28 protein-coding genes and 1 pseudogene are annotated in these 24937 nt (G+C 71.2%); 6 read left to right on the forward strand and 23 right to left on the reverse strand.

All coding sequences use genetic code 11. From position 1 onward, the window contains the following. Positions 1-224 precede the first annotated feature (224 nt). From J8G10_RS17520 to J8G10_RS17530, 3 genes are all read left to right on the forward strand, one after another. Positions 225-2864, forward strand: coding sequence for a glycoside hydrolase family 3 protein (locus J8G10_RS17520; protein WP_251448017.1), 2640 nt, complete (start codon positions 225-227; stop codon positions 2862-2864). A gap of 81 nt (positions 2865-2945) precedes the next feature. Next, on the forward strand, positions 2946-3893 hold the full coding sequence (locus J8G10_RS17525; RefSeq protein WP_251448019.1) for a histidine phosphatase family protein: 948 nt from the start codon (positions 2946-2948) through the stop codon (positions 3891-3893). Positions 3894-4065: 172 nt separating this feature from the next. Further along, entirely contained in the window at positions 4066-4299 is a 234-nt protein-coding gene (locus tag J8G10_RS17530) for a hypothetical protein (RefSeq protein WP_251448022.1), read from the forward strand. A gap of 22 nt (positions 4300-4321) precedes the next feature. Here the strand turns inward: J8G10_RS17530 and J8G10_RS17535 are convergent, their stop codons facing one another. From J8G10_RS17535 to purL, 17 genes and pseudogenes are all read right to left on the reverse strand, one after another. Next, a complete protein-coding gene (locus J8G10_RS17535; RefSeq protein WP_251448025.1) occupies positions 4322-5317 on the reverse strand; it encodes a Gfo/Idh/MocA family protein in 996 nt (331 codons plus the stop codon). Positions 5318-5321: 4 nt separating this feature from the next. Beyond that, the gene (locus tag J8G10_RS17540) at positions 5322-6203 is read right to left on the reverse strand and encodes a hypothetical protein (protein ID WP_251448028.1); all 882 of its coding nucleotides are present in this window, start codon (positions 6201-6203) and stop codon (positions 5322-5324) included. Between the two features lie 110 nt (positions 6204-6313). Further along, positions 6314-7012 carry an SGNH/GDSL hydrolase family protein gene (locus J8G10_RS17545; RefSeq protein ID WP_251448030.1) on the reverse strand — a complete coding sequence of 233 codons (699 nt, stop codon included), beginning with the start codon at positions 7010-7012 and terminating at the stop codon, positions 6314-6316. A gap of 128 nt (positions 7013-7140) precedes the next feature. Then, positions 7141-7491, reverse strand: coding sequence for a hypothetical protein (locus J8G10_RS17550; protein ID WP_251448033.1), 351 nt, complete (start codon positions 7489-7491; stop codon positions 7141-7143). Continuing rightward, positions 7488-8108: an Asp23/Gls24 family envelope stress response protein gene (locus J8G10_RS17555; RefSeq protein ID WP_251448036.1), complete on the reverse strand. Its 621-nt coding sequence runs from the start codon at positions 8106-8108 to the stop codon at positions 7488-7490. Before J8G10_RS17555 ends, J8G10_RS17550 begins: the two co-directional genes overlap by 4 nt. After that, positions 8105-8680 (reverse strand): RNA polymerase sigma factor, encoded by a 576-nt coding sequence (locus J8G10_RS17560; RefSeq protein ID WP_251448039.1) that lies wholly within the window; start codon positions 8678-8680, stop codon positions 8105-8107. The genes J8G10_RS17555 and J8G10_RS17560 overlap by 4 nt, the downstream gene beginning before the upstream one ends. A 204-nt stretch (positions 8681-8884) precedes the next feature. Next, the gene (locus tag J8G10_RS17565) at positions 8885-9124 is read right to left on the reverse strand and encodes a CsbD family protein (protein ID WP_251448042.1); all 240 of its coding nucleotides are present in this window, start codon (positions 9122-9124) and stop codon (positions 8885-8887) included. Between the two features lie 82 nt (positions 9125-9206). Then, positions 9207-9818, reverse strand: a complete 612-nt coding sequence (locus J8G10_RS17570; protein WP_251448045.1) for a hypothetical protein — start codon at positions 9816-9818, stop codon at positions 9207-9209. Beyond that, positions 9815-10384 (reverse strand): hypothetical protein, encoded by a 570-nt coding sequence (locus J8G10_RS17575; RefSeq protein WP_251448048.1) that lies wholly within the window; start codon positions 10382-10384, stop codon positions 9815-9817. Before J8G10_RS17575 ends, J8G10_RS17570 begins: the two co-directional genes overlap by 4 nt. Then, positions 10381-10725, reverse strand: a complete 345-nt coding sequence (locus J8G10_RS17580; RefSeq protein ID WP_251448051.1) for a hypothetical protein — start codon at positions 10723-10725, stop codon at positions 10381-10383. The genes J8G10_RS17575 and J8G10_RS17580 overlap by 4 nt, the downstream gene beginning before the upstream one ends. Beyond that, entirely contained in the window at positions 10722-10913 is a 192-nt protein-coding gene (locus J8G10_RS17585; RefSeq protein WP_251448054.1) for a hypothetical protein, read from the reverse strand. Before J8G10_RS17585 ends, J8G10_RS17580 begins: the two co-directional genes overlap by 4 nt. Next, on the reverse strand, positions 10910-11356 hold the full coding sequence (locus J8G10_RS17590) for an Asp23/Gls24 family envelope stress response protein (protein ID WP_251448057.1): 447 nt from the start codon (positions 11354-11356) through the stop codon (positions 10910-10912). The genes J8G10_RS17585 and J8G10_RS17590 overlap by 4 nt, the downstream gene beginning before the upstream one ends. A gap of 166 nt (positions 11357-11522) precedes the next feature. After that, positions 11523-11873 carry a TraR/DksA family transcriptional regulator gene (locus J8G10_RS17595; protein WP_251448061.1) on the reverse strand — a complete coding sequence of 117 codons (351 nt, stop codon included), beginning with the start codon at positions 11871-11873 and terminating at the stop codon, positions 11523-11525. A 147-nt stretch (positions 11874-12020) separates the two neighbouring features. Beyond that, positions 12021-12653, reverse strand: coding sequence for an amidohydrolase family protein (locus J8G10_RS17600; RefSeq protein ID WP_251448064.1), 633 nt, complete (start codon positions 12651-12653; stop codon positions 12021-12023). A 56-nt stretch (positions 12654-12709) separates the two neighbouring features. Beyond that, a pseudogene (locus J8G10_RS17605) lies at positions 12710-13651 on the reverse strand (LacI family DNA-binding transcriptional regulator); the annotation flags it as partial. A 306-nt stretch (positions 13652-13957) separates the two neighbouring features. Continuing rightward, positions 13958-14104: a hypothetical protein gene (locus J8G10_RS17610; protein ID WP_251448067.1), complete on the reverse strand. Its 147-nt coding sequence runs from the start codon at positions 14102-14104 to the stop codon at positions 13958-13960. 18 nt (positions 14105-14122) lie between these two features. Next, positions 14123-16450, reverse strand: a complete 2328-nt coding sequence (purL, locus tag J8G10_RS17615; RefSeq protein WP_251448070.1) for a phosphoribosylformylglycinamidine synthase subunit PurL — start codon at positions 16448-16450, stop codon at positions 14123-14125. A gap of 354 nt (positions 16451-16804) precedes the next feature. On the opposite strand from purL, the gene J8G10_RS17620 reads away from it, so the two are divergent. Continuing rightward, the gene (locus tag J8G10_RS17620) at positions 16805-18406 is read left to right on the forward strand and encodes an APC family permease (protein ID WP_251448072.1); all 1602 of its coding nucleotides are present in this window, start codon (positions 16805-16807) and stop codon (positions 18404-18406) included. 203 nt (positions 18407-18609) lie between these two features. Here the strand turns inward: J8G10_RS17620 and J8G10_RS17625 are convergent, their stop codons facing one another. Next, complete coding sequence (locus tag J8G10_RS17625; RefSeq protein ID WP_251448075.1) at positions 18610-19605, reverse strand: SDR family NAD(P)-dependent oxidoreductase; 996 nt, start codon at positions 19603-19605, stop codon at positions 18610-18612. Between the two features lie 103 nt (positions 19606-19708). Here J8G10_RS17625 and J8G10_RS17630 point away from each other — a divergent pair, with 103 nt between their 5' ends. Both J8G10_RS17630 and J8G10_RS17635 read left to right on the forward strand, forming a co-directional pair. Then, on the forward strand, positions 19709-20293 hold the full coding sequence (locus tag J8G10_RS17630) for a TetR/AcrR family transcriptional regulator (RefSeq protein ID WP_251448078.1): 585 nt from the start codon (positions 19709-19711) through the stop codon (positions 20291-20293). A 1153-nt stretch (positions 20294-21446) separates the two neighbouring features. After that, complete coding sequence (locus J8G10_RS17635; RefSeq protein WP_251448081.1) at positions 21447-21971, forward strand: PKD domain-containing protein; 525 nt, start codon at positions 21447-21449, stop codon at positions 21969-21971. A 36-nt stretch (positions 21972-22007) separates the two neighbouring features. Here the strand turns inward: J8G10_RS17635 and J8G10_RS17640 are convergent, their stop codons facing one another. The 5 genes from J8G10_RS17640 to J8G10_RS17660 form a co-directional block, all read right to left on the reverse strand. After that, entirely contained in the window at positions 22008-23111 is a 1104-nt protein-coding gene (locus J8G10_RS17640; RefSeq protein ID WP_251448084.1) for a nuclease-related domain-containing protein, read from the reverse strand. 77 nt (positions 23112-23188) lie between these two features. After that, on the reverse strand, positions 23189-23515 hold the full coding sequence (locus J8G10_RS17645; RefSeq protein ID WP_251448087.1) for a hypothetical protein: 327 nt from the start codon (positions 23513-23515) through the stop codon (positions 23189-23191). A gap of 4 nt (positions 23516-23519) precedes the next feature. After that, the gene (locus J8G10_RS17650; RefSeq protein ID WP_251448090.1) at positions 23520-23882 is read right to left on the reverse strand and encodes a nucleotide pyrophosphohydrolase; all 363 of its coding nucleotides are present in this window, start codon (positions 23880-23882) and stop codon (positions 23520-23522) included. A gap of 140 nt (positions 23883-24022) precedes the next feature. Further along, positions 24023-24415 (reverse strand): type II toxin-antitoxin system VapC family toxin, encoded by a 393-nt coding sequence (locus J8G10_RS17655; RefSeq protein WP_251448092.1) that lies wholly within the window; start codon positions 24413-24415, stop codon positions 24023-24025. Beyond that, entirely contained in the window at positions 24412-24642 is a 231-nt protein-coding gene (locus tag J8G10_RS17660) for a hypothetical protein (RefSeq protein WP_251448095.1), read from the reverse strand. Before J8G10_RS17660 ends, J8G10_RS17655 begins: the two co-directional genes overlap by 4 nt. Positions 24643-24937 lie beyond the last annotated feature (295 nt).

Here is a 24937-nt window from a genome sequence, read left to right on the forward strand (position 1 = left end):
CAGAAGATCAGCCACCCGCACGGCAGTCGGCAGCGAAGGGTCCTGAAACGGCAGGGGCGCGGTCATGGCGCTCATCCTGGCATAGCCGAATCGAAAACCTAAGCAATTAAGGGATTGTTCGACTCATCGCGATCGAATACTTGACTCGTTTAGGTATTGACGCCAGACTCGGTGCCATTCGCGCATCGCAACGAGGCGATGCGCCAGGCCCGATGGAGGGTGACATGTCTGAGAAGTCCGGCGCCGACTGGGATTCCGCAGCCACCGACGAGCGCGTCGAGGGGATCCTCGCGCAGCTCTCGCTCGAGGAGAAGGTCGCGTTCGTCACGGGCGACCTGAACTGGAACTTCGGCTTCTTCGCCGAAGGAGTGCAGCGGCTCGGGATCCCGGACATCCAGATGGCGGACGGACCGGCCGGGGTGCGGATCAACAAGGGCGACGTGCACGGGGGCAAGGCCACGTCGCTGCCGGCGCCGATCGCTCTCGCCGCCACCTGGGATCCGGCGCAGGCGTCCGCCTACGGCACGGTCATCGGGGTGGAATGCCGGGCGACCGACCACAACGTCTCACTGGGACCGGCCGTCGACATCGCCCGGGTGCCCGTCGGAGGGCGCACGTTCGAGTCGTTCGGGGAGGACCCGCTGCTGCAGTCGGCGATCGGCGTCGCCGTCGTGCGCGGCATCCAGGACCAGGGCGTGCAGGCCTGCGCCAAGCACTACGCGATCAACAACCAGGAGGACCACCGGTCGAGCGTCGACGCGGTGATCGACGAGCGCACCATGCACGAGCTGTATCTGCCGCCGTTCGAGGCGCTCGTCCGCGAGGGCGGGGTCGCCTCGATGATGGGCTCGTTCAACCGCCTCAACGGCGACTACGCGTGCGAGCATCCGCAGCTTCTGCGGGACATCCTGCGCGACGACTTCGGGTTCCGGGGCTGGATCATGAGCGACTACGGCGCCAACCACTCCACGGCGGAGGCGGCGAACGCGGGACTCGACCAGGAGCAGCCGAACGAGGGCTTCTGGGGCGGCCAGTTGCTGGCCGCGGTGCACGACGGACGCGTGAGCGAGGCCGTCGTCGACGAGAAGGTGCGCAACATCCTGCGTCCCCTGATCGGGCTGGGGCAGGCGGAGAACCCCGTGGGGGTCGCCGAGTTCGCCGTCGATCAGCACCACGACGTCGCCCAGGCGATCGCCGAGGACGGCATGGTGCTGCTGCGCAACGACGGGATCCTGCCGCTTCGCGGCGTGCGCCGGGTCGCGCTGATCGGCCCCGACGTCGACGCCTGGAGCGCGCAGGGCGGCGGCAGCTCCCAGGTGAACCCGACCCGTGGCGTGTCGCCCCTCGACGGGCTCCGTCGCGCGCTCGGCGACGAGGTCGACATCGTCGTGGAGCACGGCAGTGATCCGGTCACCCCCGGTGCGCTGCTGCCCGGGGCCGACCCCATCGGCTCGAGCTTCTTCCGCGCGCCCTCGGGCGAGGTCGGCCTGCAGGCCGAGTACTGGGCGAACCCCTCGTTCGACGGCGAACCGCTGGTGTCCCGGATCGACGGCCAGGTCGAGCTGATGCACGGCTTCCACAACTTCCCCGGCTTCAACGCCGCGTCGGCCCGGTACGAGAAGCTCCCGACGGAGCTGAACGCGCAGATGTCGGCGCGCTACACCGGAACCCTGACGGTGCCGGTCACGGGCTCCTACCGCTTCGTCATCACGACGCTCGGCTCGTACACGTTCGAGCTCGACGGCAGGGTGGTGGCGGCATCGGGATCCGCCGAGGTCGTCGCCGACACGGACACCGTGATCGACCTCGTGGCGGCCGAGGCCGCCGAGAGCCCCGCCGAGGACGAGCCCCGCCCGTACGGCTGGGGCGGAGATGGCGGGCAGCCCGACGTCTCGGTCGACGAGGTCGTCGTGCGGCTGCAGGCCGGGCGCGCCTACGGGATCCGGATGTCCTATGCCGCCGACCACCCCTCCCAGGGGTTCCTGCTCGGGGCGAAGCTGCGGCTCGGCTGGGTGCCGCCGGCCGGGGTCTTCTCGCCCGACGTGGCGCGCGCGGCCGAGGCCGCGGCCGCCGCCGACGTCGCCGTGGTCGTCGTGCGCAGCTATGAGGCGGAAGCCGACGACCGCCCGAGCATGCAGCTGCCGTGCGGCCAGAACGACCTGATCCGCGCGGTGCTCGCGGCGAACCCGCGCACCGTCGTCGTGCTGATGACCGGTGCGCCCGTCGACGTCACGGGGTGGGGAGCGGACCCGGCCGCGCTGCTGCAGGCGTGGTATCCGGGGCAGGCGCAGGGCGATGCGCTCGCACGGGTGCTCACCGGTGCTGCGGAGCCCGGCGGACGGCTGCCGCTGACCCTTCCGGTCGCCCTCTCGCAGACGCCCGCCCGCGACGCCCGCACCTATCCGGGGGTGGACGGCCGGGTGCACTACGACGAGGGGGTGCTCGTCGGGTATCGCGCGTTCGATGCTCACGACCTGGAGCCCGCCTTCCCGTTCGGGCACGGCCTGGGCTACACGACGTGGGAGTTCGAGGATCTCGTCGTCGTGCCGTCGGACGGCGATGAGGCGGGCACCGCGACCGTGACCGTGCGCAACACCGGCGGGCGCCCGGGGGCGGTCGTCGTCCAGGTCTATGCGGGCGACGTCGTCGCTCCCGTGCCGATGCCGCCGCAGCAGCTCGCCGGGTTCGCGAAGGTGCGGGTGGACCCCGGCGGCTCCGAGCGCGTCACCGTGCGCATCCCCCGGAGGACCGTCTCTTACTACGACGTCGACGCGCACGGCTGGGCGCCGGCGGCCGGCACCGCCGAGATCCGGGTCGGAGCCTCATCCCGTGACATCCGTGTGAGCGCGCCGCTCGCGCTCTGAGCCGCCGATCCGCGCAAGACCCCCGAACGGGATCCGGGTGCACCGTCGCGCCCGGATCCTCCACCCTCAAGGAGAAGAAGAATGAAGAAGAGCATCATCCGCACCGCGGCCGTCACCGCCGCGCTGCTCGCGGCGACCACCCTCACGGCCGTCTCGGCAGCGGCCGCGCAGCCGTCGACCGCCGTCGGAGCCGGCAACAGCAAGCCGGACCGCGTCGTCACGATCTACCTGACCCGGCACGGCCGCACCATCCTGAACCAGACCGACACGGTGCAGGGCTGGTCGGACTCGCCGCTGCTCGTCGGCACGAAGCCGATCGCGACGGCGCCGGTCGGCAAGCTCGACGAGGGGCGTCCGCTCGCCGCCGCCGTGGGAAAGAACCTCGCCGCCGCCGTCGGCCGGTTCGCCGCCGCCTACTCGGCCGACGGGAAGCGGCACTTCGAGACCGCGACCTATGCGCTGGAGGGCGCGGGGCAGTCGAAGCTGACCGTGACCCAGGACGCCCGGCTGCGCGAGGTGAACTTCGGCAAGTACGAGGGCAAGGAGAACAAGGAGCTGTGGACGGCCGCGACCGAGCATCTCGGCTACACGATCGACCATGACGCGGCCCCGCTCGCCCCGGCCGACGCCAACGGGCAGAACGGCGGGTGGCAGACGATGCAGGGCATCGCGATCGCCCAGCACGGCCTGTACGGGATGATGACGGCGATCAAGGCCGTCGCCGACGCCCCGGAGCTGGGTCTGCCGGCCGAGGACTGCTCGGACGTCGACGCGCGCATGACCGACGCCCTCACCGAGATCGCCACCAAGGCCGTGAACAAGAACGACAAGACCGTGTTCGTCGTCTCCAGCGGCCTCTCGATCTCGTGCTTCGCGGGCGCCCCGGACATGCGCGACACGACGGGCGCCGCCCCGACGATGCCGCCGGCCGGCGTGCCCAACCTCGGCGTGACGAAGGTGATCTACAAGAACGGATCCTTCACGATCGACGGCCCCGTCGGCAGCAAGGCCTACTACCCGCAGCCCTGAGCGCACGCGGCACGGGCGCAGCGCGGGATCCGCTCCCGCGCTGCGCCCGGATCCGGGAACGCGCGGTGCCGCCGATGAGGATGGGGAGTTCTCCCCATTGGCGGCGCGGACGCCATGCGGGAGGCTCGGCGCAGGACGTGGAACGCGTCCGCCCGGACGATCGGAGGAGATCATGAAGAAGCTCGGACTCGGCAGGAAGCTGGTTCTCGCGGGTGCGCTGTCGGGCGCGCTCGTGCTCGGGACGGTCATCCCGGCGAACGCGGGCTCCTTCATCGAGATGGGGCCGTACGCGACACAGGAGAAGTGCAAGACGGTTCAGCGGACCTACACCTCATCGTGGACGAAGATCGTCGCCCCTTGCTTCGCGTCGGACGGCTCGTGGTGGTTCGGCTACCGCACCCGATGAATGCCCTGACCGCGGCTCCGACCTACGCCGGGACGGGCACGGCGGCGCCGCCCGCGGCGATCGACGCGTAGGCCGCGTCCACCACGGCCACTGCGGCGATGCCGTCGGCCGGGGTCACCCGCGCGGGCCGCCCCGTGCGGATCGCCTCCGCGAAGTCGGCGATCTGGGCGCGGTAGGGGTGGTCCTCCGTCTGCGGCGGAAGGTACCCGGCGTCGGCGCCGTCCGCACCGGAGGCATCGGCGCGAGCGGGCGCCTCCGCCGCGGCGCTGTCGTGCGCGAGCACCCCGGCCGACCCCGTCGCCTCGATCGTGGTCCGGAAGGGCGCGCCCTCGCCCAGCCAGCCGCCGTCGATCCGGGTCGTCACCCCGGTTCCATGGCGCAGCTCGACGGACGCCGTCACCGGAGCTGACAGGCGGCCGTCGACGCTTGGCGGATCCTGCCGGGCGACCACGGACGCCACGGGGCCGGCGAGCCACAGCGCCTGGTCGATGTCGTGGATGAGCAGGTCCCGGATGAGACCTCCGCCCGCGCCCTCGTCGTAGAACCACGCCGTGGTCGGACCCGCGCCGGCACGGCTCAGCCGCAGCGAGCGCAGCGCTCCGATCGTCCCGGCGGCGACCTGCTCCTGGATCCGCCGGTACGCCGCGAAGTAGCGCACCACATGCGCGGGGAACAGCCGCACCCCGGCGTCGGCCGCGGCATCGGCGATCGTCCGGGCCGTGGCGGCGCTCGTCGCGAGCGGCTTCTCGCACACGACGTGGCGGCCGCGGGCGATCGCGCGCAGGGCCAGATCGAGGTGCGTGGGAGTGGGGGTCAGGATCCCCACGACGTCGACGCGGTCGATGAGCGCCTCGGCGTCCTCGGCGATCGCCACGCCGAACCGCGCCGCGAGCGCCTCGGGCCGGGACCGCGACGAGATCACGCAGTCGGCGCCGACCGCCTGCCAGGCATCGAGGTGCGCGGCGGCGATCCCGCCGGCGCCGATGAGGCCGACGCGCAGCGGGGCCTGCTCCACCATCGGCTCAGGGCTCCTGGCGCGGCAGCGGGGCGGCCTGCCGGAGCGGATCCGTGCGCGGCTCCCGCACCGGCAGCGGTTCCGGGAGCGGGGCGGGAGCCTCGTGCGCGACCGGTTCCGTCGCGGTCCCCTCGGCCGAGGCGGCGGGGGCTGCGGCATGGCCCTGTTCGAGCTGCAGAGCCACCTTCTTCTCGAGGTTCTCCACCGCGGCGTCGGAGAGGTCGATGAGCCCGTCGAGCTCCTCGCGAACGCGTCGATAGGCCGCCTGGCGCTCAGCCGGAGTCGCCGACTGATCGACGGCGACCTTCAGCATGTGCTGGGCGCGTTCGAGACGCTTGCGCTCGTCGTCGGTGAAGGTGGAGTCGCGCAGGCGCCGCGCGTCCTTCTCCGCGACCTCGAAGGCGACCGCGTAGGCGCCGACCGCGTCGAGGTACTCGGAGACCTGCTGCTCGGTGACCTTGGCGTCCGCGGACGAGGGGCGCAGGGCGTCGGCGGTCTTCTTTGCGCGCAGGAATGCCGCCGTCAGCGGCTGACGACCGTCGCTCATCGCGGGGAACGCGATCATCTTGGCGACGTCGAGCTCATAGTCCAGCCAGCGCACGGTGATCTCGTCGTGCTCGGCGAACAGCCGCTGCAGCAGCTCCTTCGCGGAGTTCTCCTGCTGTGCGGCGGCCCGGCGCGGCGACAGCTGCGGGGCGACGCCGCCCCGGGCGGCGAACTGTGCGGCCTTGAGTTCGCCCTTGAGGCGCAGGGTCTCCATGCGGCGCTCGTGCCGGCGGCGAGCGCCGATCTCCCACCGTCGCGCGATTCCGCCGGCGATGCCCATGACGGGGAAGATGATCCACCAATAGTGGCCGAGCCACTGGAGGACCTGCTGCAGAGGATCCATGATGCCCTCAGCCTATGCCGCTCGGATCCGCGCCGTCATCGACGGACGCCGGGTCTCAGCGGTCTCGTCAGATCCGCCTCCCGTCGACCCTCCGCGACGGCGCACGCGGCCTAGGGGTTCAGCCGGCCCGCGGCGACGTCGGCGCGCAGCTTCGGCAGCACGCGCGAGTCGACCGGATCCAGCCCGAGCACGGCGACGAGCTCGAGGGCGAGGGCGGCGTGGCCGGTGGCGTTGGGGTGGAACGGGTCGTTCATCAGCCCCCACGGCACACCGCCGTTGCCGAGGGCGGCGAAGCGGGCGAACACGTCGACGAGGATCGCGTCCTCGGCCGCGGCGACGTCGCGCGTCGCCTGCGCGAACTCCGCGATCCGGCCGCGTTCGGGGGCGTTCGGCACGTCGACGGCGGGCGGCGTCAGCAGCACCGGGATCGCGCCGAGCGTGCGCACCCGGCGTACGAACGCGGTGAGCGAGGCGGCGAACTCCGCGGGCGAGATCACCGGGAACACGCCCTCGTCGGAGCAGTCGTTCGTGCCGATCATGACCGTCACGACCTGCGGGCGCCACGTCGCGACCCGGCGGTCGAAGTCGTCGAGCAGCTGCACGATCCGCCAGCCGCTGATCGCCGTGTCGATGAGTGCGTCGTGCACGCGGCCGAGCTCACCGCGCACGACCTCGTGCAGGTGCTCGGCGTAGGTGCGCCCGCCCTGGGTGTGCACGAGCCCGTGCGTGATGGAGTCGCCGGTCAGCACCCAGGTGAGCGGGGCGTCGGCAGCGAGGGCGCGGGCGAGGACGTCGGCGTCGGCGGTCATGGATCCATTCTGGTGGTCCGTCACGGTGCTCGACGCCGCCCGCGCTGTCGCGATCGGCACACGATGCGACGATCAGCACAGGCGGCACCGGCGGTTCGTGTGCCGATCGTGACAGCGCGTGCTGATCGTCACCTCGGGTGAGGGGTGTCAGCTCCGGCGGAGGGGGAGGCATCCACATGGGCGACCGTGACGCGGATCCGCACGGCGGCGGACGCGGTGCTCCGGATGATGCGCTGCGCCGCACGGGCGGTCTCGCCGGCCGGGCGGCTGCGGTCGACGCCGAGGGAGACGTCGACCTGCACCGGCTCGCCCGTGCGGACCACGACGCGCGGGCCCGTGTCGTCGGCGCCGACGAGCTTCGCCGCCGCCTCGCGCAGCAGGACGCCGCCGGACGCGGGGTACAGCACGGCCACCCCGGGCTCGGCGAGCAGGTCGCGCTCGATGCGCGCCGCCAGCTCGGCGGCTTCGTCTTCGGTCATCGCTCGTCGCCTCCGCCCGTCGGCAGGTCTCTCACATCGTGCACGATGATGTCGACCTCGGTGATGTTCAGCTCGGTGTGACCGCGCAGCCGATCGCCGATCTCGGCGCGCAGGCGCTCGGCCAGGGGGGCGAGGGGCCGGCCGTAAGGGACGCTGACCTCCGCCTCGATCCGGATCGGGGATCCGGGCACGGTCACGTCGCCGTCGAGGCGGCACCGGCCGATGAGGACGCCGGGGATCGCGTCGCCGGCCGAGCGCACGAGTCCGCGCACGGCGCCCTCCGTGATGCCGAGGTCGTCCTCCGGCTCGGAGACCGGGAAGGGGATGCGGCGTCCCGCCCGGGCGTCGCGGGCGATGCCGCCGATGATCGAGGCGACCCAGCTCTCGTCCGCCTGCGGCTCGGCCGCGGTGTCCCGGTCGAGGAGCGCGGGGCCGAGGCGGCGCAGCCGTTCGAGCGCGTCGAGGGCGATCCGGCACCCCGGCGAGGCGTCGATCGAGGGGTCGGCGGGCCGGCGGCCGGCGTCGAGGTAGTCGGCCAGCTCGTCCATGGTGTGGCCGTCGAGATCCTCGGGCTCGAAGCCGAGGGGATGCGATCCTGTGCTGTCGTCGCGGGTCATCGCCACTCCTCCATCCGCACGATGATGTGCTTGCGTGCGCGGGCGAGCAGGCCGCGCACCGTGCTCACCGGCTGTTCCAGCTGCTCGGCGATCTCGTCGTACGAGCAGCCGCCGATCTCGCGCAGCACCCAGCACTCGCGCTGGGCGTCGGGCAGCTCCTGCAGCGCGTCGGCGAGCGCGGTCAGCTCGGCCCGCCGCTCGGTGCGCTGCGCGGGGCCGTCGCCGGGGCGGGAGGGCAGCTCGAGGCCCTCCACGCCGTCCAGGTCCAGGTGCGGTCGCGTGGCGCGGACCTCGTCGATCGCGTTCCTGCTGACGATCCGCATGAGCCAGCCGCGCACCCGTCCCGGGTCGTCCAGCTCCGGCAGGCGCTGCCATGCCGTGATGAAGCTGTCCTGGACGATGTCGTCCACGCTCGCGGTCCCGCTGAGGATCCGGCGCGCATAGGCGCGCAGGAGCGGGGTGCAGCGCCGCACGAGCACGGCGAACGCCTCCACGTCCCCGTCGGAGGCGCGACCCGCGATGGTGCGGTCGTCCGCGTCGTCGAGGGCCGGTCTCCCCTCATGGCCGGTCATGGATCACTCTCCCTTCGAGGCGGTCGTTCCTGTCGCGATCATGGGGGCCGCGCCGCAGCACGGACCCCATGATCGCCTGCTGTCCCGCGCGGAGGCGGGAACGGCGTCGACGTGTCACGCGTCCCGATGCCGTCCGACGACGAGGAAGCCGAGGGACCCCCGGTTCTTCGTTCGGTTCGCCGGCTCCGGCCGGGGCGACGCCGGTCACTTCTTGAAGAACCGGCCCGCCTTGTCCGCGACGTCCTGCGCCGCGTCCTTGACCTTCTCCGCGGCGTCCGCGACCGTCTCCTTGACGTCCTCGACCGCCTCCTTCACGCGCCCCTCCGCCTGGTGCTCACGGCCGCGATCGGCGATCTCGTCGTTTCCGGCGGCCTCTCCCAGGGCCTCCTCCGCCTTGCCGGCGATCTGCTGGCCCTTCGCCTCGGCCTTGTCCTTCAGACTCATGCTCGTTCCTTTCCTCAACCCGGCGCGTCCGGCGCCGGTCGTCGTGATGTCTTTGTGCGTGATGGTCTCTGTGCGCGGGTGCTCATCGTGCTCGGACGGAGGAGCGGAGCCGATCGAAACCGCCCCGGTCCGCGAGGTGCACGACGATCGGCGCCCGCGCGCCGCTCAGTGCGTCCCACTCGGCCACAGCGCTCTGCGCCTCCGTCAGCAGCGCGGTCAGGTCCGCACCGGAGCGCGGGACGACCGAGACCCGCAGGGCCGTCGCTCCCGCGACGCGGTACGCCCGCGTGCGCGTGGAGAGCACGTCGGCGCGCCGGCGGAGCGGATCCGTGAGCACCGCGTCCGCGATCGTCTCGTCGACGGCCGTGCTGCCCGCGTCGTCTGCGAACCGCAGCACCGTGCGGGCGCGGCGACGGCGACGCGTCCCGAGGAACGCGAGCAGCGCGACCACGAGGAGGAGGCCGAGGCCCACGACCGCGATCTGCGTCCCGTTCAGGGATCCGCCGGGCAGGGCGATCCGCCACGACCCCACGGCCTCCGCCGCGTCGTCCATCAGGTGCAGTGCGGGCTGCCACCACGGGGTGACGAGCGCGGCCGGCAGGAGCGGACGGGCCGCGAGCACGGCGCCGACGAGCGCGGCCAGGCCGGCCAGCAGCAGCAGCGCGCGGTTCAGGATCCTGGTCGAGGAGATCATGCGACGATCCCCTCTGCCGCGACCGTCACGACGGGCCGGGCCGTGAAGCCCAGTCGGCCCAGTGCGCGCCCCGCGGCGTCGGCCGCACCCGTCCGGTCGACGGGCACGCCGCTCACGGGGCGGATGCGCACGAGCACCCGGCGCGCGGTCACGGTCGCCGACACCTGGGACGCCGGAAGCGCACAGCGCTCGGCGACGGCGTGGGCCGCGGCGTCGGCCAGCAGGCCGTCGTCGACGACGAGCTCCACCCGCTCCGCCGCGCGTCCGTGCCGGCGGCGATGCCCGGGCGCGAGGGCGAGGACCACGAGCACGAGGCCCACGACCGCCGCCCCCGCGGCGATCGCTGCGCGCCACGACGGTTCGGCCCAGGCCGTCCGCACACCCGCGGCGCCGGTGTCGATCGTCGATGCGGCCGTCGCGTCGACCCCGGCCCACACGGCCAGGACGGCCAGCGCGGCGGCGGCCGCCAGCAGCACCACGGCGACGACGACCGCGGGGGTCGTACGCGCGGCACGGAGCTCACGGCGCAACAGGCGCCGGCCCACGGTCCTCTCCCGCTCGTTCATCGCACTCTCCTCGTCTTCTCGCGGCGCACGCCGGAGAATCGCAGATCCACTCCGTTCACCCGTCGCCCCGCCCGTTCCCGCATGCCGCCCACCAGGGAGGACCGCAGCTCGGCCCCCCGCTCCTCGAGCGTGCGCCCTCGCTCGTCGCGCACCGCCAGCGGCAGCGTCACGGCGGCGTGCAGCCCTCCGTTCGCGTCGGTCCAGCGCAGCGCGATCTCGCGGGGATCCGCACCGGACGCGTCCGCGACGATGCCCACCCCGAGGCGGTGCAGCGCACGGGCCGTGAGGATCGTGCGTCCGCGCTGGACCGGTGCCGGCGCGGACGCCGCCCCCGCGCTCATGACGAGGTGCGTCGCCCGCGCAGCGCCTGGACCAGTCCGTGCAGGTCGATGTCGCCGCGGACGAGCCGGGCGATCCCGACGCCCGCGAGCATCGCGAGACCGACGAACAGGAAGGCCCAGAAGCCGAAGGCGACCCAGGTCAGCGCCAGCGCCGCCCCCACGGCGGCGCCGATGATGCTCGCGTTCACCGGACTCGCGCCTCCTGCGCCTCGTCGTCCTCGTCGTCGGACGGGATGTGCACGTCGTTCACGGTGACGTTGACCTCGGTGACCTCCAGGCCCACGAGCTCCTGCATCGCGGTGTAGACGGCCGTGCGGACCGAGGACGCCAGGTCCTGCAGGGAGACCGGGTACTCCGCGACGAGCGTGACGTCGACGGCGACCTGGCGCTCGCCGACCTCGACGCCGATGCCCTGGGCGAGATCGGTGGAGTTCAGCGCGTCACGGATGGCGCCCACCACCCGGGCGGCCCCGCCGCCGAGCGCGTGCACGCCGGGGACCTCACGGGCCGCGATGCCGGCGATCTTCGCGACGACCGCGTCCTCGATCGTGGTCTTGCCGGTCTGCCCGGCGACGGTCTGTCCCGTGGCGGTCTGCGCGGTCTGCTTGCCGGTGGTGATGTCGTTCGCCATGTGCTCTTCCCCTTCGGTCGTGCCGCCTTCTGCGACGTCACCTCATTGACGGTGGCCGGGACGGATTCGTCACAAAAAAGTTCGGAGAACTCCGCAAAGCGGGATCCGGACAGGATCCGGGCGGGATCCGGACAGGATCCGGGCGGGATCCGGACGCGGGGGCGGGTCAGCGTCCGAGCCTCTCGGCGCACGAGACGCAGTGCTCCGCGAAGGGACGCACCTCGAGCCGGGCCGCGGGGATCGGCCTGCCGCACGACAGGCAGACGCCGTAGTCGCCGGCGTCCAGGCGGGCGAGCGCGTCCTCGACCTGTCGAAGCTTGGCCGTCGCGGCGTCGGCGAGGCCGGAGAGACGGGACCACTCGGACGACAGCGTCACGCCTTCGGGGTCGTGCTCGTCGTCGTCATGGGATCCCTCCCGGTCGTGCAGGAGCGCCTGAAGCGCGGCATCGGCCGCGCCGACCTGCGCCACGGCCTCGGCATGGAGCCGCTGCAGCAGGGCGCGGGTGTCGGCGGTCATGGCGTCAGCCTAGGCGCGCGGCGTCCGCCGGTCAGTGTCCGCCGGTCGACCACCGGTCAGCTTCGGCCGGTCTGCGGCACGTCAGCGGTCACCGTCAACGTCCGCCCGTCAGCGTCCGCCGGTCAGCGTCCGCCGGCCGTCCGCCCATCAGTGTCCGCCGGTCGGCCGCCCGTCGACGAGGGTGAGCAGCACGCGCGCCTCGAGCAGCTCCTCCGCGGAGACGGTCAGCGGGTCGCGGTCGACCACGACGAGGTCCGCGGGAGCGCCCGGGACGAGCCGGCCGCCGTCGGATCCGGCGGCGCGATGCGCGTGCGTCGTGTACCCCTCCAGGGCCTCGGCGGCGCTGAGCGCCTGATCGGCCCGCACGGGCGCGGATCCCGGAGTCGCCACGGAGCGGCGCCCCTGCGCGTCCGCCATGATCTCCCACGGATCGAAGGCGGCGACCGGCCAGTCGGACCCCAGGGCGAGGACGGCCCCGCTGCGACGCACGTCGGCGGTCAGCCAGGCGCGCGCGGCCCGCTCCGGACCGAGGCGTCGCGACCAGTCGTCCGAGCCGTCGCCGCGCACATGGTGCGTGCAGTGCGTGGGCTGCATGCTCGCCACGATGCCGCTCGTGCCGATGAGCGCGATGACGTCGTCCTCGACCGACTCGATGTGCTCGATGCGGTGGGGGACGCCGCCGGGCGGCAGCGCGGCGAGCGTCTCCGCGACGAACCGGATCCCCTGCTCCCCGATCGCATGGGTCGCCGTCGGAACGCCGGCATGGTCGAACTGCCGCACCCGTGCGGCGTAGGCCTCGGCGGGCGCCCGTCGTGCCGCGGTGCGGTCTCGGCGGCGCCCTCGGAGTCGAGCACGGCGAGGGCGGCGAGGGTGCAGCGCCGCCCGAACTCGCGCGGGTGCAGGTCGATCGCGGTGATGGAGGGCCGGGTGAGGGAGAGCACTTCGGTGTCGACCAGGGCGGCGACGAGCAGGTCTTCGCCCACCGACCGGCCGAGCTGCTGGGCGCTGGTGACGACGCTGAGCACGGTGCCGTCGGAGACCGTCACGATCGCATCGACCGGATCCTCGTCGTCCGCGGCGACGAGCTCCGAGACGGCGGCGTGGATGACCTCCGGCGGGGCGGGGTGCTCCAGCTCGGTGATGCGGGGGCGGATGCCGTGGTCGGCGCACCAGTCCTCGAAGGCGTCGCGCACGGTGAGGGCCCAGTAGCCGCGCAGCTCGGGGAAGAGCATCGCGGGCCGGCGCATGCCGCGTTCGAGGAGGTGGTCCATGAGCGCGTGCACCGCGGGCGCGTGCTCGCTGGTGACCCAGGCGCGGGGCTCCGGGAGGCCGTCCGGGGTCGGCTCGCCGGTGACCACCGGAAGGCGCCCGGCGAGCAGCGCGTGCACGCCGGGGTCGTTGAGATCCGGGTCGAGCAGGATCACCGCATCGGCGACGAGCTGGTCGGCGCGGTCGGCGCTCTGCTCGGTGGGCAGCATGACGACCGTCATGCCGGCGCGGTTCGCCTCCTCGACGATCCCGAAGGTCGCCTCCATGTAGTACGACATCGTGGTGCTGTCCGGGGGCAGGCGCAGGGCGAGCATGCCGGTCCGCGATCCCTTGAGATGACGGGCGACGGTGTTGGGCCGGTAGCCGAGCTCCTGGGCGACCTCGTGCACCCGGCGGCGCGTCTCCTCCGATACGCGTCCGCGTCCCGTGATCGCGAACGACGCGGTCGAGCGGGACACGCCGAGCCGGTCGGCGATGTCCTGCAGGGTCACCGCTCGGTCGGGTCGCATGATCTCGAACCTACCCCGTGCGGGCGGTCGCGGCCCTCGGCGCCGGCGCGACCTCGGCCGGCGATGCCGCCCTCGTCGCCGGCGCGGGGAGGACGTTCTGCAGGGACCCGGTGCTGTTCTGCAGGGTGGGGTCTGCCGGGAGCGAACCGGATCCGCCCGCGGCCCCCCTGTTTCTGGCTCGGACGCCCGGCCGAAGGGCGAGGCCTCCCTGCAGAACGACCGAGCCTCCCTGCAGAACGGCGCCCGAGGCGCGGTGCCCAGTGAGCGGTGCCGAGGCGCGGTGCCCGGTGAGCGGCGCCGACGGGCTCAGCCCAGCAGCACCGTGAGCACGGTGGATCCGCCGCCGACCAGGATGAGGGCGACGATCACGACCCAGGCCGTGATGCGGATCCGGCGCTGCCGCCGTGCGCTGTAGATCGAGAGGTCTTCGGTCTCCTCGGGAGTGCTGTTCATGAGCGTCCTCGCGGGCCGTCAGGCGCCGACCGGCTCCGTGACGGTCGGACCGAACGCGGCCGGCAGGGTCGCCTGAGCCGTGGCGCGCAGCTCGTCGACGGAGATCGTGAAGACGTCCTGCACCTCGAGCTGCGGGGCGCTGTCCGTCACGCCGATGCGCAGCACCGGGTAGCCCCGGCCCTCGCACAGACCCTGGAACTTCACGTCGTCCTCGCGCGGCACGGTCACGATCACGCGGCCGGCCGACTCGGAGAAGAGCGCGGTCGCCGCGTCCACGCCGTCGCGCTCCATGAGCTCGGTCAGCCACACGCGGGCGCCGACGCCGAAGCGCATGACGCCCTCGGCGAGGGCCTGGCCGAGGCCGCCCTCGCTCAGGTCGTGGGCCGAGGAGATCAGCCACTCGTCGCGCGCCGCGCCGATCAGGCCCGCCAGGCGCTTCTCGCCGGCGAGGTCGACCTTGGGCGGCAGGCCGCCGAGGTGGCCGTGGATGACGTCGGCCCAGGCGGATCCGGAGAGCTCGGTCGAGGTGGTGCCGAGCAGGTAGATGTTCTGGCCTTCGTCCTGCCAGCCGGACGGGATCCGGCGGGACACGTCGTCGATGATGCCGAGCACGCCGACGAGCGGGGTCGGGTGGATGGGCACGTCGCCGGTCTGGTTGTAGAACGAGACGTTGCCGCCGGTGACCGGGGTGCCGAGCTCGAAGCAGCCGTCGGCGAGGCCGTCGACGGTCTGGCCGAACTGCCACATGACCTCGGGGTTCTCCGGGGATCCGAAGTTCAGGCAGTCGGTGATGGCGGTGGGCTCGGCGCCGGTGACGGCGACGTTGCGGTAGGCCTCGGCCAGCGCCAGCTGCGCACCCGCGTAGGGGTCGAGCTGGCTGTAGCGGCCGTTCGCGTCGGTCGAGATCGAGACGCCGAGCCCCGACTCCTCGTCGACGCGGATCATGCCGGCGTCGTCGGGGAAGGCGAGGGCGGTGTTGCCGAGCACGTAGTAGTCGTACTGGTTGGTGATCCAGCGGGTGTCGGCGAGGTTCGGGCTCTCCAGCAGTGCCAGGAACTGCTGCTTCAGCGCCTCCGGGTCGTTGTCGCGGGGGAGCAGCTCGGCCGCATCGGCCTGCAGCGCGTCGATCCAGCTCGGGTAGGCGACGGGGCGGTCGTAGACGGGGCCGTCCACGGCGACCGTGGAGGGATCCACGTCGACGATGCGCTCGCCCTGCCAGTCGATGATGAGGCGGCCGTCGCCGGTGACCTCGCCGAGGACCGAGGTCTCGACGTCCCACTTGTTCACGACGGCGAGGAACGCGTCGAGCTTCTCCGGGGCGACGATCGCCATCATGCGCTCCTGCGACTCCGACATGAGGATCTCCTCAGCGGTCAGGGTGGGGTCGCGCAGCAGCACGTTGTCGAGAGACACGTGCATGCCGGAGTTGCCGTTCGCGGCCAGTTCGGAGGTGGCGCAGGAGATGCCCGCGGCGCCGAGGTCCTGGATCGCCTCGACGAGCTCTTCGCGGTAGAGCTCGAGGCAGCACTCGATGAGCACCTTCTCGGCGAACGGGTCGCCGACCTGCACGGCCGGGCGCTTGGTCGGGCCGGTCGAATCGAAGGAGTCGGAGGCGAGGATCGATGCCCCGCCGATGCCGTCGCCGCCGGTGCGGGCGCCGAAGAGCACGACCTTGTTGCCGACGCCGGTGGCGTTCGCGAGCTTGAGGTCCTCGTGGCGCAGCACGCCCACCGCGAGCGCGTTCACGAGCGGGTTCGCCTGATAGACCGCGTCGAACACGGTCTCGCCGCCGATGTTCGGCAGGCCGAGGCAGTTGCCGTAGAAGCTGATGCCGGCGGTGACTCCGTGCACGACGCGGGCCGTGTCGGGGTCGTCGATCGCGCCGAAGCGCAGCGCGTCCATCACGGCGACCGGGCGGGCGCCCATCGAGATGATGTCGCGCACGATGCCGCCGACGCCGGTCGCGGCGCCCTGGAACGGCTCGATGAAGGAGGGGTGGTTGTGCGACTCGGCCTTGAACGTGACGGCCCATCCCTCGCCGACGTCGATGACGCCCGCGTTCTGCCCCATGCCGACCATGAGGCGCTTCTTCATCTCGTCCGAGACCTTCTGCCCGAACCGGCGCAGGTAGTTCTTGCTCGACTTGTAGGAGCAGTGCTCGCTCCACATCACGGAGTACATTGCCAGCTCGCCGCTCGTGGGGCGGCGGCCCAGGATCTCCCGGATCCGCGCGTACTCGTCGTCCTTGAGGCCGAGCGCCGCGTACGGCTGCTCCTTCTCCGGCGTCGCCGCGGCGTTGGCGACGGAGTCGGGGACGTGGGTGGTGGGGGTGTTCGGGGTGGTCACGCGGGCTCCTGGAGCGAGGGGAGGCGGGGCAGGATCCAGTCTACCGGCGGCGGGGGATCCGGATCCGCCGGGTTCGGCCCCCGGTCGAGCCGATGCGTGCGGGTGCGACGGGCGCCCGGGTTCTGGTTCCGGCGGGGCGTGACGATCAGCACAGGTCGTGACGATCAGCACACGGGATCCGGTCGAAACCTGTGCAGATCGTCGCACGCTGTGCAGATCGTGACCCCGAAGGAGGCGACGGGATCCCGCACCCCGTGACGCCGGATTCAGCCGAAGCATAGAATCGGGGGGCGGCACCGTCAGTGCATCGTGCCGACTTGGGGTGCGCGACGGAGCGCAGGAAGCAGGACTCGCATGAGTGTGAAGTATGACCAGGGAGCGCCGGATCCGGCGACGCGGACGCTCGATTCGGTGACCGGCATCAGCAAGAAGGGCCTGCCGACCGGCACGGTCGGCGTGCTCGGCGCACTCGTGATCGGGATCTCGACCTGTGCGCCGGCGTACACGCTGACCGCCGCCGTCGGACCGGCGGCGAGCGAGGTGGGGTACCAGACCCCCGCGATCTTCCTCATGGGCTTCATCCCCATGCTGCTCGTGGCGCTCGGCTACCGTGCCCTGAACTCGGCGATGCCCGACTCCGGCACGTCGTTCACCTGGGCGACCCGGGCGTTCGGGCCGTGGATCGGGTGGATGGCCGGCTGGGGCCTCATCGCCGCGACCGTGCTCGTGCTGTCGAATCTCGCGGGCATCGCCGTGGAGTTCCTGTTCCAGTCGATCAGCATCCTCGTCGGGGATCCGTCGATCGCGGATCTCGCGGCGAACAAGTTCATCAACATCGCCGTGTGCCTCGCGTTCATGGCGCTCGCGACGCTCATCTCGTACCGGGGCATGACCTCGACCAAGGTGTTCCAGTACATCACCGTGATCTTCCAGATGGCCGTCATGGTGTGGTTCGTCGTCGCGATGTTCGTGGGCGCCGCCGACCCGGCCAACAAGGAGGCGAAGCTTCCGGAGCTGAGCTGGTTCAACCCGTTCGAGGTGTCGAGCTTCAGCGCCTTCGCCGCCGGCATCGCGGTGTCGATCTTCGTCTACTGGGGCTGGGACACGGTGCTCACCATGGGTGAGGAGACCAAGCCCTCGAAGGGACGCCTCTCGACCGAGAGCAAGGCGGCGATGATCCTCGTCGCGATCCTCGTGGTCCTCTACGTCGGCACCGCGACCGCGACGGTCGCCTTCGCGGGCCTCGGCGACGGCCCGACCGGCCTCGGCAACCCCGACATCATCGAGAACGTCTTCGCCGCGCTCGCCCACCCGGTCATGGGACCGGCGGCGATCCTGCTCTCCCTCGCGATCCTCGTCAGCGCGATGGCGTCGATCAACTCGACGGCCATCTCGCCCGCGCGCACCCTGCTCGCAATGTCGCACTACGGGGCGCTGCCTCCGTCGCTGAAGAAGGTGCACCCGAAGTACAAGTCGCCACACGTGGCGCTGCTGCTCTCGTCGATCGTCGCCTCGGTGTTCTACGCCGTGATGCGCTTCATCAGCGAGGACGTCCTGTGGGACACGATCACCGCGCTCGGCATGATGGTCTGCTTCTACTACGGCGTCACCGCGCTCGCGAGCCCCTGGTACTTCCGCAAGTCGGCGTTCCGCGAGGGCTTCGGGTCGATCCTCATGAAGATCGTGCTGCCCGGCATCGGCGGGATCCTGCTACTCATCGTCTTCGTCAAGACGACGATCGACGCCATGGATCCGGAAGCGGGGTCCGGCAGCAACATCGGCGGTGTGGGGTTGGTCGGCATCATCGGCGTGACCGTGCTCGGGCTCGGCGTGATCCTCATGTTCGTGCAGGCGAAGGCGTCGCCCGAGTTCTTCCGCGGCAAGCGCCTCGCGCGCACCGACGCGACGAACGACACGTCGGCGCTCCAGGTGTTCGACGACGGTCTCGGCAGCTGAGCCTGGCGCACGGGCGCGGATCCGCGGGCGGGTCCGGCGCTCGTCAGCCGCCGCGGCGCATCGCCGCGGGCGGTGGGCGGTGTCGCGAGCAGCACACGATGCGACGATCAGCACACGGCTCAGGCCAGAACATGTGCTGATCGTCACGCGATGTGCTGATCGTGACACCGGACTCTGCCGGGGCTGATCCCGGCAGATCTGCCTTATTGCACCGACCAGCCGCCGTCGGAGGCGAGGATCGCGCCGTTGATGTTCACGGCGTCGTCCGAGAGCAGGAACGTGATCGACGCGGCGAGGTGCTCGGCCGTCGCCACCGTGGGGATCGCCTGCTGGAACGGCGCGAGCCGACCGGATCCGTACTCGGACATATGCGGCGGCATGGGGATCCCGGTCGCGACGCCGCCGGGGGCGACCGAGTTCACGCGGATCCCCTTGGGCCCGTACATGAACGCCGCCGACTTCGTGACGCCGATGATGCCGTGCTTGCTGGCCGTGTAGGCGTTGCCCGACGCGTTGCCGCGCAGGCCGGCCTCGCTCGAGACGTTGAGGATAGATCCGCGTCCCGCCGCCTCCATGAGCGGCAGGACCGCGCGCATGAGCTTGAACGGCGCGGTGAGGTTGATCGCGATCACGCGGTCCCAGACGGCGTCGGGGGTCTCGCCGGCGGGCGAGAAGTCGTCGTTGATGCCCGCGACGTTGGCGAGGCCGTCGATGCGGTCGCCGGCCGCGGTGATGACGCGATCGATCGCGTCCTGCTGGGTGAGGTCGCCGGCCACGGTCACGATGCCCGGGAACTCGGCGGCCAGGGCGTCGAGCTTCTCGGCCGCGATGTCGCAGGCGACGACGCGGCCGCCTTCGCGCGTGATGCGGGATGCCGTGGCCTTGCCGATGCCCGATGCGGCGCCCGTGACGATCACCGTCTTCCCGGAGAAGCGGCCGGGGGTGACCTGCTCGGTCCAGCCTGTGGCGGCGGTGTCCTCGGGGATCTCGCCGCCGTTCGCGGCGCGCACGAGGTCGTCGACGACCGACTGCGGCATCGCGCCCTGGCTCATCACGACGAGCTGCTGCAGGGGCAGGCCGAGCACGGGGGCGAGCGAGTCGGCGCTCGCTCCGGACTGCGCGAGCAGTCCGCGGATCAGCTCGCCGCCGGTCGGGTCGGCCAGCCAGTCGCCGATGGAGGAATTCGCGGTCAGGGCCATGGGTGTCTCCTTCGTTCGCCGTGGATCCGGATCCAGGGTGCGATCGGGTTTCGCAACGGTGCGTCCACTTATTCCTGAGCGTACACCTCGCTACCCTCGGAGGGTGCCCCGTCCCCGCAGCGAGAACGCCCGCCAGTCCGTCCTGGCGGCGATGCGTCGCGCGCTCGCCGCAGACGGCTATGACGCGGTGACCATCGAGGGGCTGGCCGCGGAGGCCGGGGTCTCGAAGCAGACGATCTACCGGTGGTGGCCGTCGAAGGCCGCGATCCTGGGTGAGGCGCTGCTCGAGGGAGCGCTGCCGGGGGCCGACGTGGTGCTGCCGTTCTCCGCGGACCTCGCTGCGGACCTGCGGTCGTGGTTCACGACCGCGGGCGAGCACCTCTCCCGTGCGGAGAACGTCGAGCTCGCCCGGGCGCTTATCGCCGTGACGGCGACGGATCCGGACCTCGGCGAGGCCCTGAACCATCGGTTCGCGGATCCGATCGTGTCGTGGATCGTCGCCCGCGTGGCGCAGGCGCAGGAGGACGGTGCAGTGCGCGCGGACGTGAACGCGGCGGTCGTCGCCGACCAGTTCGTCGCGGCGACGTCGTACGCGGCGCTGCTCGGCCGGCCGCTGCCCGCCGAGCGCGTCGATGCGCTCGTGGACCTGGTGATGCGAGGGATCGCGGCGCCGATCCCGGGACATTGAGCGCACCGCCTTCCCGGCGCGTTGAACGCATCGCCTTCCCCGGGTCGTCGAACGCGTCGCCTTCCCCGGGTCGTCGAACGGGTGAGCTTCGGGGTCGTTTGAGCGGGTGAGCTTCGGGGTCGTTAAACGGGGTGAGCTTCGGGGTCGTTGAGCGAGCGAAGCGAGACGAAACGCGACGTCGTTCCGCAATGACGGCCTGTGGATAACTTCCGAGGCCGTGCGACGGATCCGGCTACCTTGTGGGCATGAAACCTCGGAGCACAGCTCTCGCAACCCCGGCCGGACGCGCAGGCCCGTTGGCTGGGACGTTACGCGCGGGCATCGCAGCGGTACTCATCAGCGCCGCGATCGGCCTGGCCGGCTGTACCCCCGACCCCGCCCCCCAGCCCACGCCGACACCGCTTTTCGCAAGCGAGGCGGAGGCGTTCACAGCGGCGGAGCAGGTGTACAGGGATTACACAGACGCAAGCAATGAACGTCGTGACGGGAAGGCCGATGCAGATCCACAGAACTTTCTTTCGGGACAGGCATTGGAGGACGACATTAACGCCCAACGCACTCTTAGAGCCAAGCGCCTCAAGGTCGTGGGCCCTAACCGAGTGACTTCCTTTCGTGCTTTCGACTACGACCAAGCGCGGGGGCAGATCGGGGCCGACGTCTGCATCGATGTGACTGAGAGTCGCGTTCTTGACGATTCAGGGGAAGACGTGACGCCATCAAGTCGGGCGAGCTTGGTAGCTCTCCATGTCGTCATGACGCAGGAGCATGATCGGCTCCAGATCACGAGCGCCGTTGCGGGGAAGCACTCATGTACTTCTTGAGGGGGCCAATCTTGAGGGAGTCAATCGCTATTCCTGCGATTCTCACGCTGCTTCTGCTGGGTCTGACGGGACCTGCAACGCTTTTCCCACTCCAAGGCGCCGCCGCCGACCCTCCCCCCGCTTGCAGTTCGGATGAGATTGCGGTTGGGCTATGCGGTGCAGATTCCGGCGGCATCACCATCACGGATAGCCAGACCGAAGGTGAGGGTGGCAACGGCCCCAACGGCGGTTCCAGCGATCCAGGTGCATCCGGCGGTGGCGCCCCGACCCCGCAGGAGATCTGCCTGGCGACGCCGGGCCCGCCCAGCGCTTTCTGCCGCTCGCTCACGCCCGTGGGTGTGCCCGTCGGCCAACCCTCCCCGGCGACGCCCGGCTGGAGTGTCACGATGTCCGACCTCGCTCGTTTCGTCCCGGCCACGGCGACCGTCGTCGGCGAGCCGGACAACGTCGCGGTCGTCGGCCTTCCTGCGAACTTCGTCAGCAGCGCCGCAACCGAGACGATTCCCGGTTCGGTCCTCGACCGGGCGCTGACCATCCGATTCACCCCGGTCAGCTATGCGTTCGATTACGGCGACGGCGAACGGCGCACGAGCACCACGCCCGGCACCGCCTGGGACGCGAGTGGTCAACCGCAGTTCACCCCCACCGACACGAGCCACGTCTACAGGAAGCCCGGCATCTTCACGGTGACGGCTACGGTCACCTACTCCGCAGACATCGACCTCGGAGCCGGTTGGATCCCGATCAACGGCAGGCTGACGGGTCCTCCAGCGAGTCAGCAGATCCGCGTCGTCAAGGCCTACACCGCGCTCGTCGAAGGCACGTGCATGGAGCGGCCTCGCGCCCCCGGCTGCTGAGCGCGGCCACCGGTCGGATGGTGGAAACTCGGCGACTCAGGTCCGGGCGCCTCGCGACTCCCGGATCCGCGGTCCATCAGCAGCAGCAGGCGAGAGAGCACCGCGCGCCGGCATCCGGAAGGTCAGAGGCACCGAGCTGCGGAACTCCGAGACGAAGCGTCCGGTGCCGTGCAGGTCGGCGCCGAGCTCGCGCACCGTCGCGACGAGTTGCGTGAGCTGGTGCGACGAAGGGCCGGCGGGGCCGCCGGTCTGCGCGTCGAGGAGCGCCTTCTGGATCGTCCGGACCGAAGTGATGCGCGTCGGCTGCGCGTGCGCGGTCTCGTCGAGACCGCTCGTCCACAGACGCGCGTCGGGGTGCGAGTAGAACACGCAGGTCTGCACGTAGGGCGCGGAGCCGTGTTGTGCAAGCAGGTGCTGATGGAAACGGCGCGCCTGACGCCGCACCTGCGAGGCGGGGGAATCGGAGCCGAGGTGGGTGCGCACGTCGAGACGCTCGGCGCCGTCCGGCGTCACCGAGATCGCGAATGACGTCGGCAGCGCGTTCTCGTCGAACAGCACCCCGAGCGCTCCCGCGAGCGACGAGGGCTTCTTGCCGTCGAGAATGAGGCCCTTCCAGTTCTTGCTGTCGACCAGTACGACGGCCTTCTCGGTGATCACAAGATGGTCGAGCTGCGCGCAGTACGGGGCGAGAGATCCTTCATCACGCGGCGAGAACACGATGTTGGTCGCGACGATCGCATCCAGCCCGGCCGCCTCACAGGCGTCGACGAGCACCTCACGGGATGCGAGCTCCCAGCGCAGACCGCGGCCGGCGAGGAGCCGGGAGCCCTCCTCGTTGGCGATCGCGGCGTCGCGCTCGGCGGTGAGGGTGCGCACCTGTTCCGCGTGCGCGTCGAGACGCTGCTTCGTCTCGGTGTCGTGGCGGGCGGTCAGCCCGGCGAGCGTCTCGTCGTGTGTGCTCTGCAGTTCGCGCGTCGCACTGGCCTGGCGCTCGACGAGCGAGCTCTCCTCGTCGGCATAGCGGCGCCGCAGCTCGTCGTTGACGCTCCGATTGCGGCGGCTCAAACCCCACACCGTGAGCGCGAAGGCGATGATCAGCACCGCGACGACGACGAGCAGGACCAGAGTGGGGATCTCCATCCGTCCAGCCAATCAGCGTCCACCGACTTTCCCGGCGCGTCGTCCGCGCGTGGCGCAGACCGGATCCGCAACGTCGATCAGACGCGGATGTAGGCGGCCCCATCGAACTGGGCGTCGCTGAGCGCGACGGTCGCGGCAGGCACCGTGATCACACCGGGCTGGAGCTGGTCGACCGGAATTCCGTGACCGCGGAGGCCGCCTTCGCACGCCTCGACCGTGGCGACCTCGGTCGGCGGAAGAGGTGCGGCTCCAGCGGCGACTCCGGGGATCGCCGGCCCGTTCACGATGATGCGGATCCGCGTCTCCGGGCGTTCGCTGTGCAGGATGTCGGCCATGCCGATGGCCCGTGCGACGTCCGCAGGCTGTCCGGACACGTGCAGCAGAACGGTGCGCTGAAGAGTCATGGGGTCATCCTTGCGCATCCCGCTCGGCGTCGCCCGCGCGTTCGGCGGCCAGTTGCGTGTACTTCACCTTGCGGCCGCGCGCCTGGTCGACCGGATACTTTTCGCGGGTCGATTCGAGCTTGCGCAGCACGATCTCGTCGAGATCGACGCCGATGCGGTTCGCCAGGTGGATGCAGTACGTGACGACGTCGGCGAGTTCCTCCTCGACGCGCGTCTGGTCGAAGTCGGACCCCCACTGGAAGCACTCCAGCAGCTCGCCGGACTCGATCGAGATGCTCTTGGCGAGGTTCTCCGGCGAGTGGAACTGATCCCAATCGCGCTCCTCGACGAAGGCGCGGAGGGCGGCGAGCGTGGCGGGGGACGGCATGGGGCCGAGGCTAACGGATCCTGTCTTCGGTCGAGGAGCGTTCGCGATGAAGTCGGTGCAACGACCTGCCTCGCTCGGGGGTTCCACGTCGAGCGGTAACCTCGACGGTCCCATGCCGAGCGGTGACGTCTGGCGCTCACTCAGGCGGGCACGACCTCGACTTCGCAGTGCTCATGCGCAGCCTTGGCCAGCCGGCGGTCGAGTGTCATCAAGGGGCAGTGGAACGCCTCGGCCAGTGCGACATAGGCCGCGTCGTAGGCGGAGAAATTGTGTCGGAGTGCGAGCATCCGCGGAGTCAGCGGCAGAGACGGGTGCAAGTCGATGGGGATGCGGAGGAGATCATCGGCGGCGATGGCGAGAGCATGATCCTCGAGGTGCCCCCCGAGGTGCAATCCCCGCAAGGCTGAGGCGACTTCGACGGGCAGGAAGTCGGGTGCGAGGAGCGTCTCACCCAGGATGCGCTCATGCAATCGAGAGGCGGAACCGTGCTCACCGATCAGTTCGACGACGACCGAGGCATCGACGACGATCATCGACCGCGACGACCATCCCGAATCGCCTTCAGGATCGCCGCGCGGGGGACGTGCTGGGGTGGCCGCTGCTCCAGCTCGGCAAGCATCTCCGACAGCGTCGGGCGGGACGCCAGCTGCGTCAGTTCTCCGGTCAGATACTGCTGCAGGGACTGTCCGCGCGCTTCGGCCCGCGCGGACAGCACCGAGTGCACCGCCGGATCGAGGTCGCGGATCAGCACGTTCGGCATGCTTACAGTATGCATGCATGTTCCCCGATCTGACAGTTGAGGATCGCCATGCATGCAGTCTGTACGGGGGCGTGATGGCCGGTGCGTCCGGGGCTGAATCGGGGGACGACTCGTCGCCGGTGTGTGCGGTGCAGGGCGAAGGTCCCACTGAGGCTCTGGAGCGTAATGGTGAGCCAGTTGCTCAACATGTGCACAGAAAAGCCTATTGTGCTCATCATGACTTGTCGGGGTGATCTCCGATTTGTCCCGGATCCCCTCGCGGGCGGATACTCGACCCGTCCCGGGCGTCGATCCC

The sequence above is a fragment of the Microbacterium sp. USTB-Y genome (assembly GCF_023703415.1).
Classification (GTDB): Bacteria; Actinomycetota; Actinomycetes; order Actinomycetales; family Microbacteriaceae; genus Microbacterium.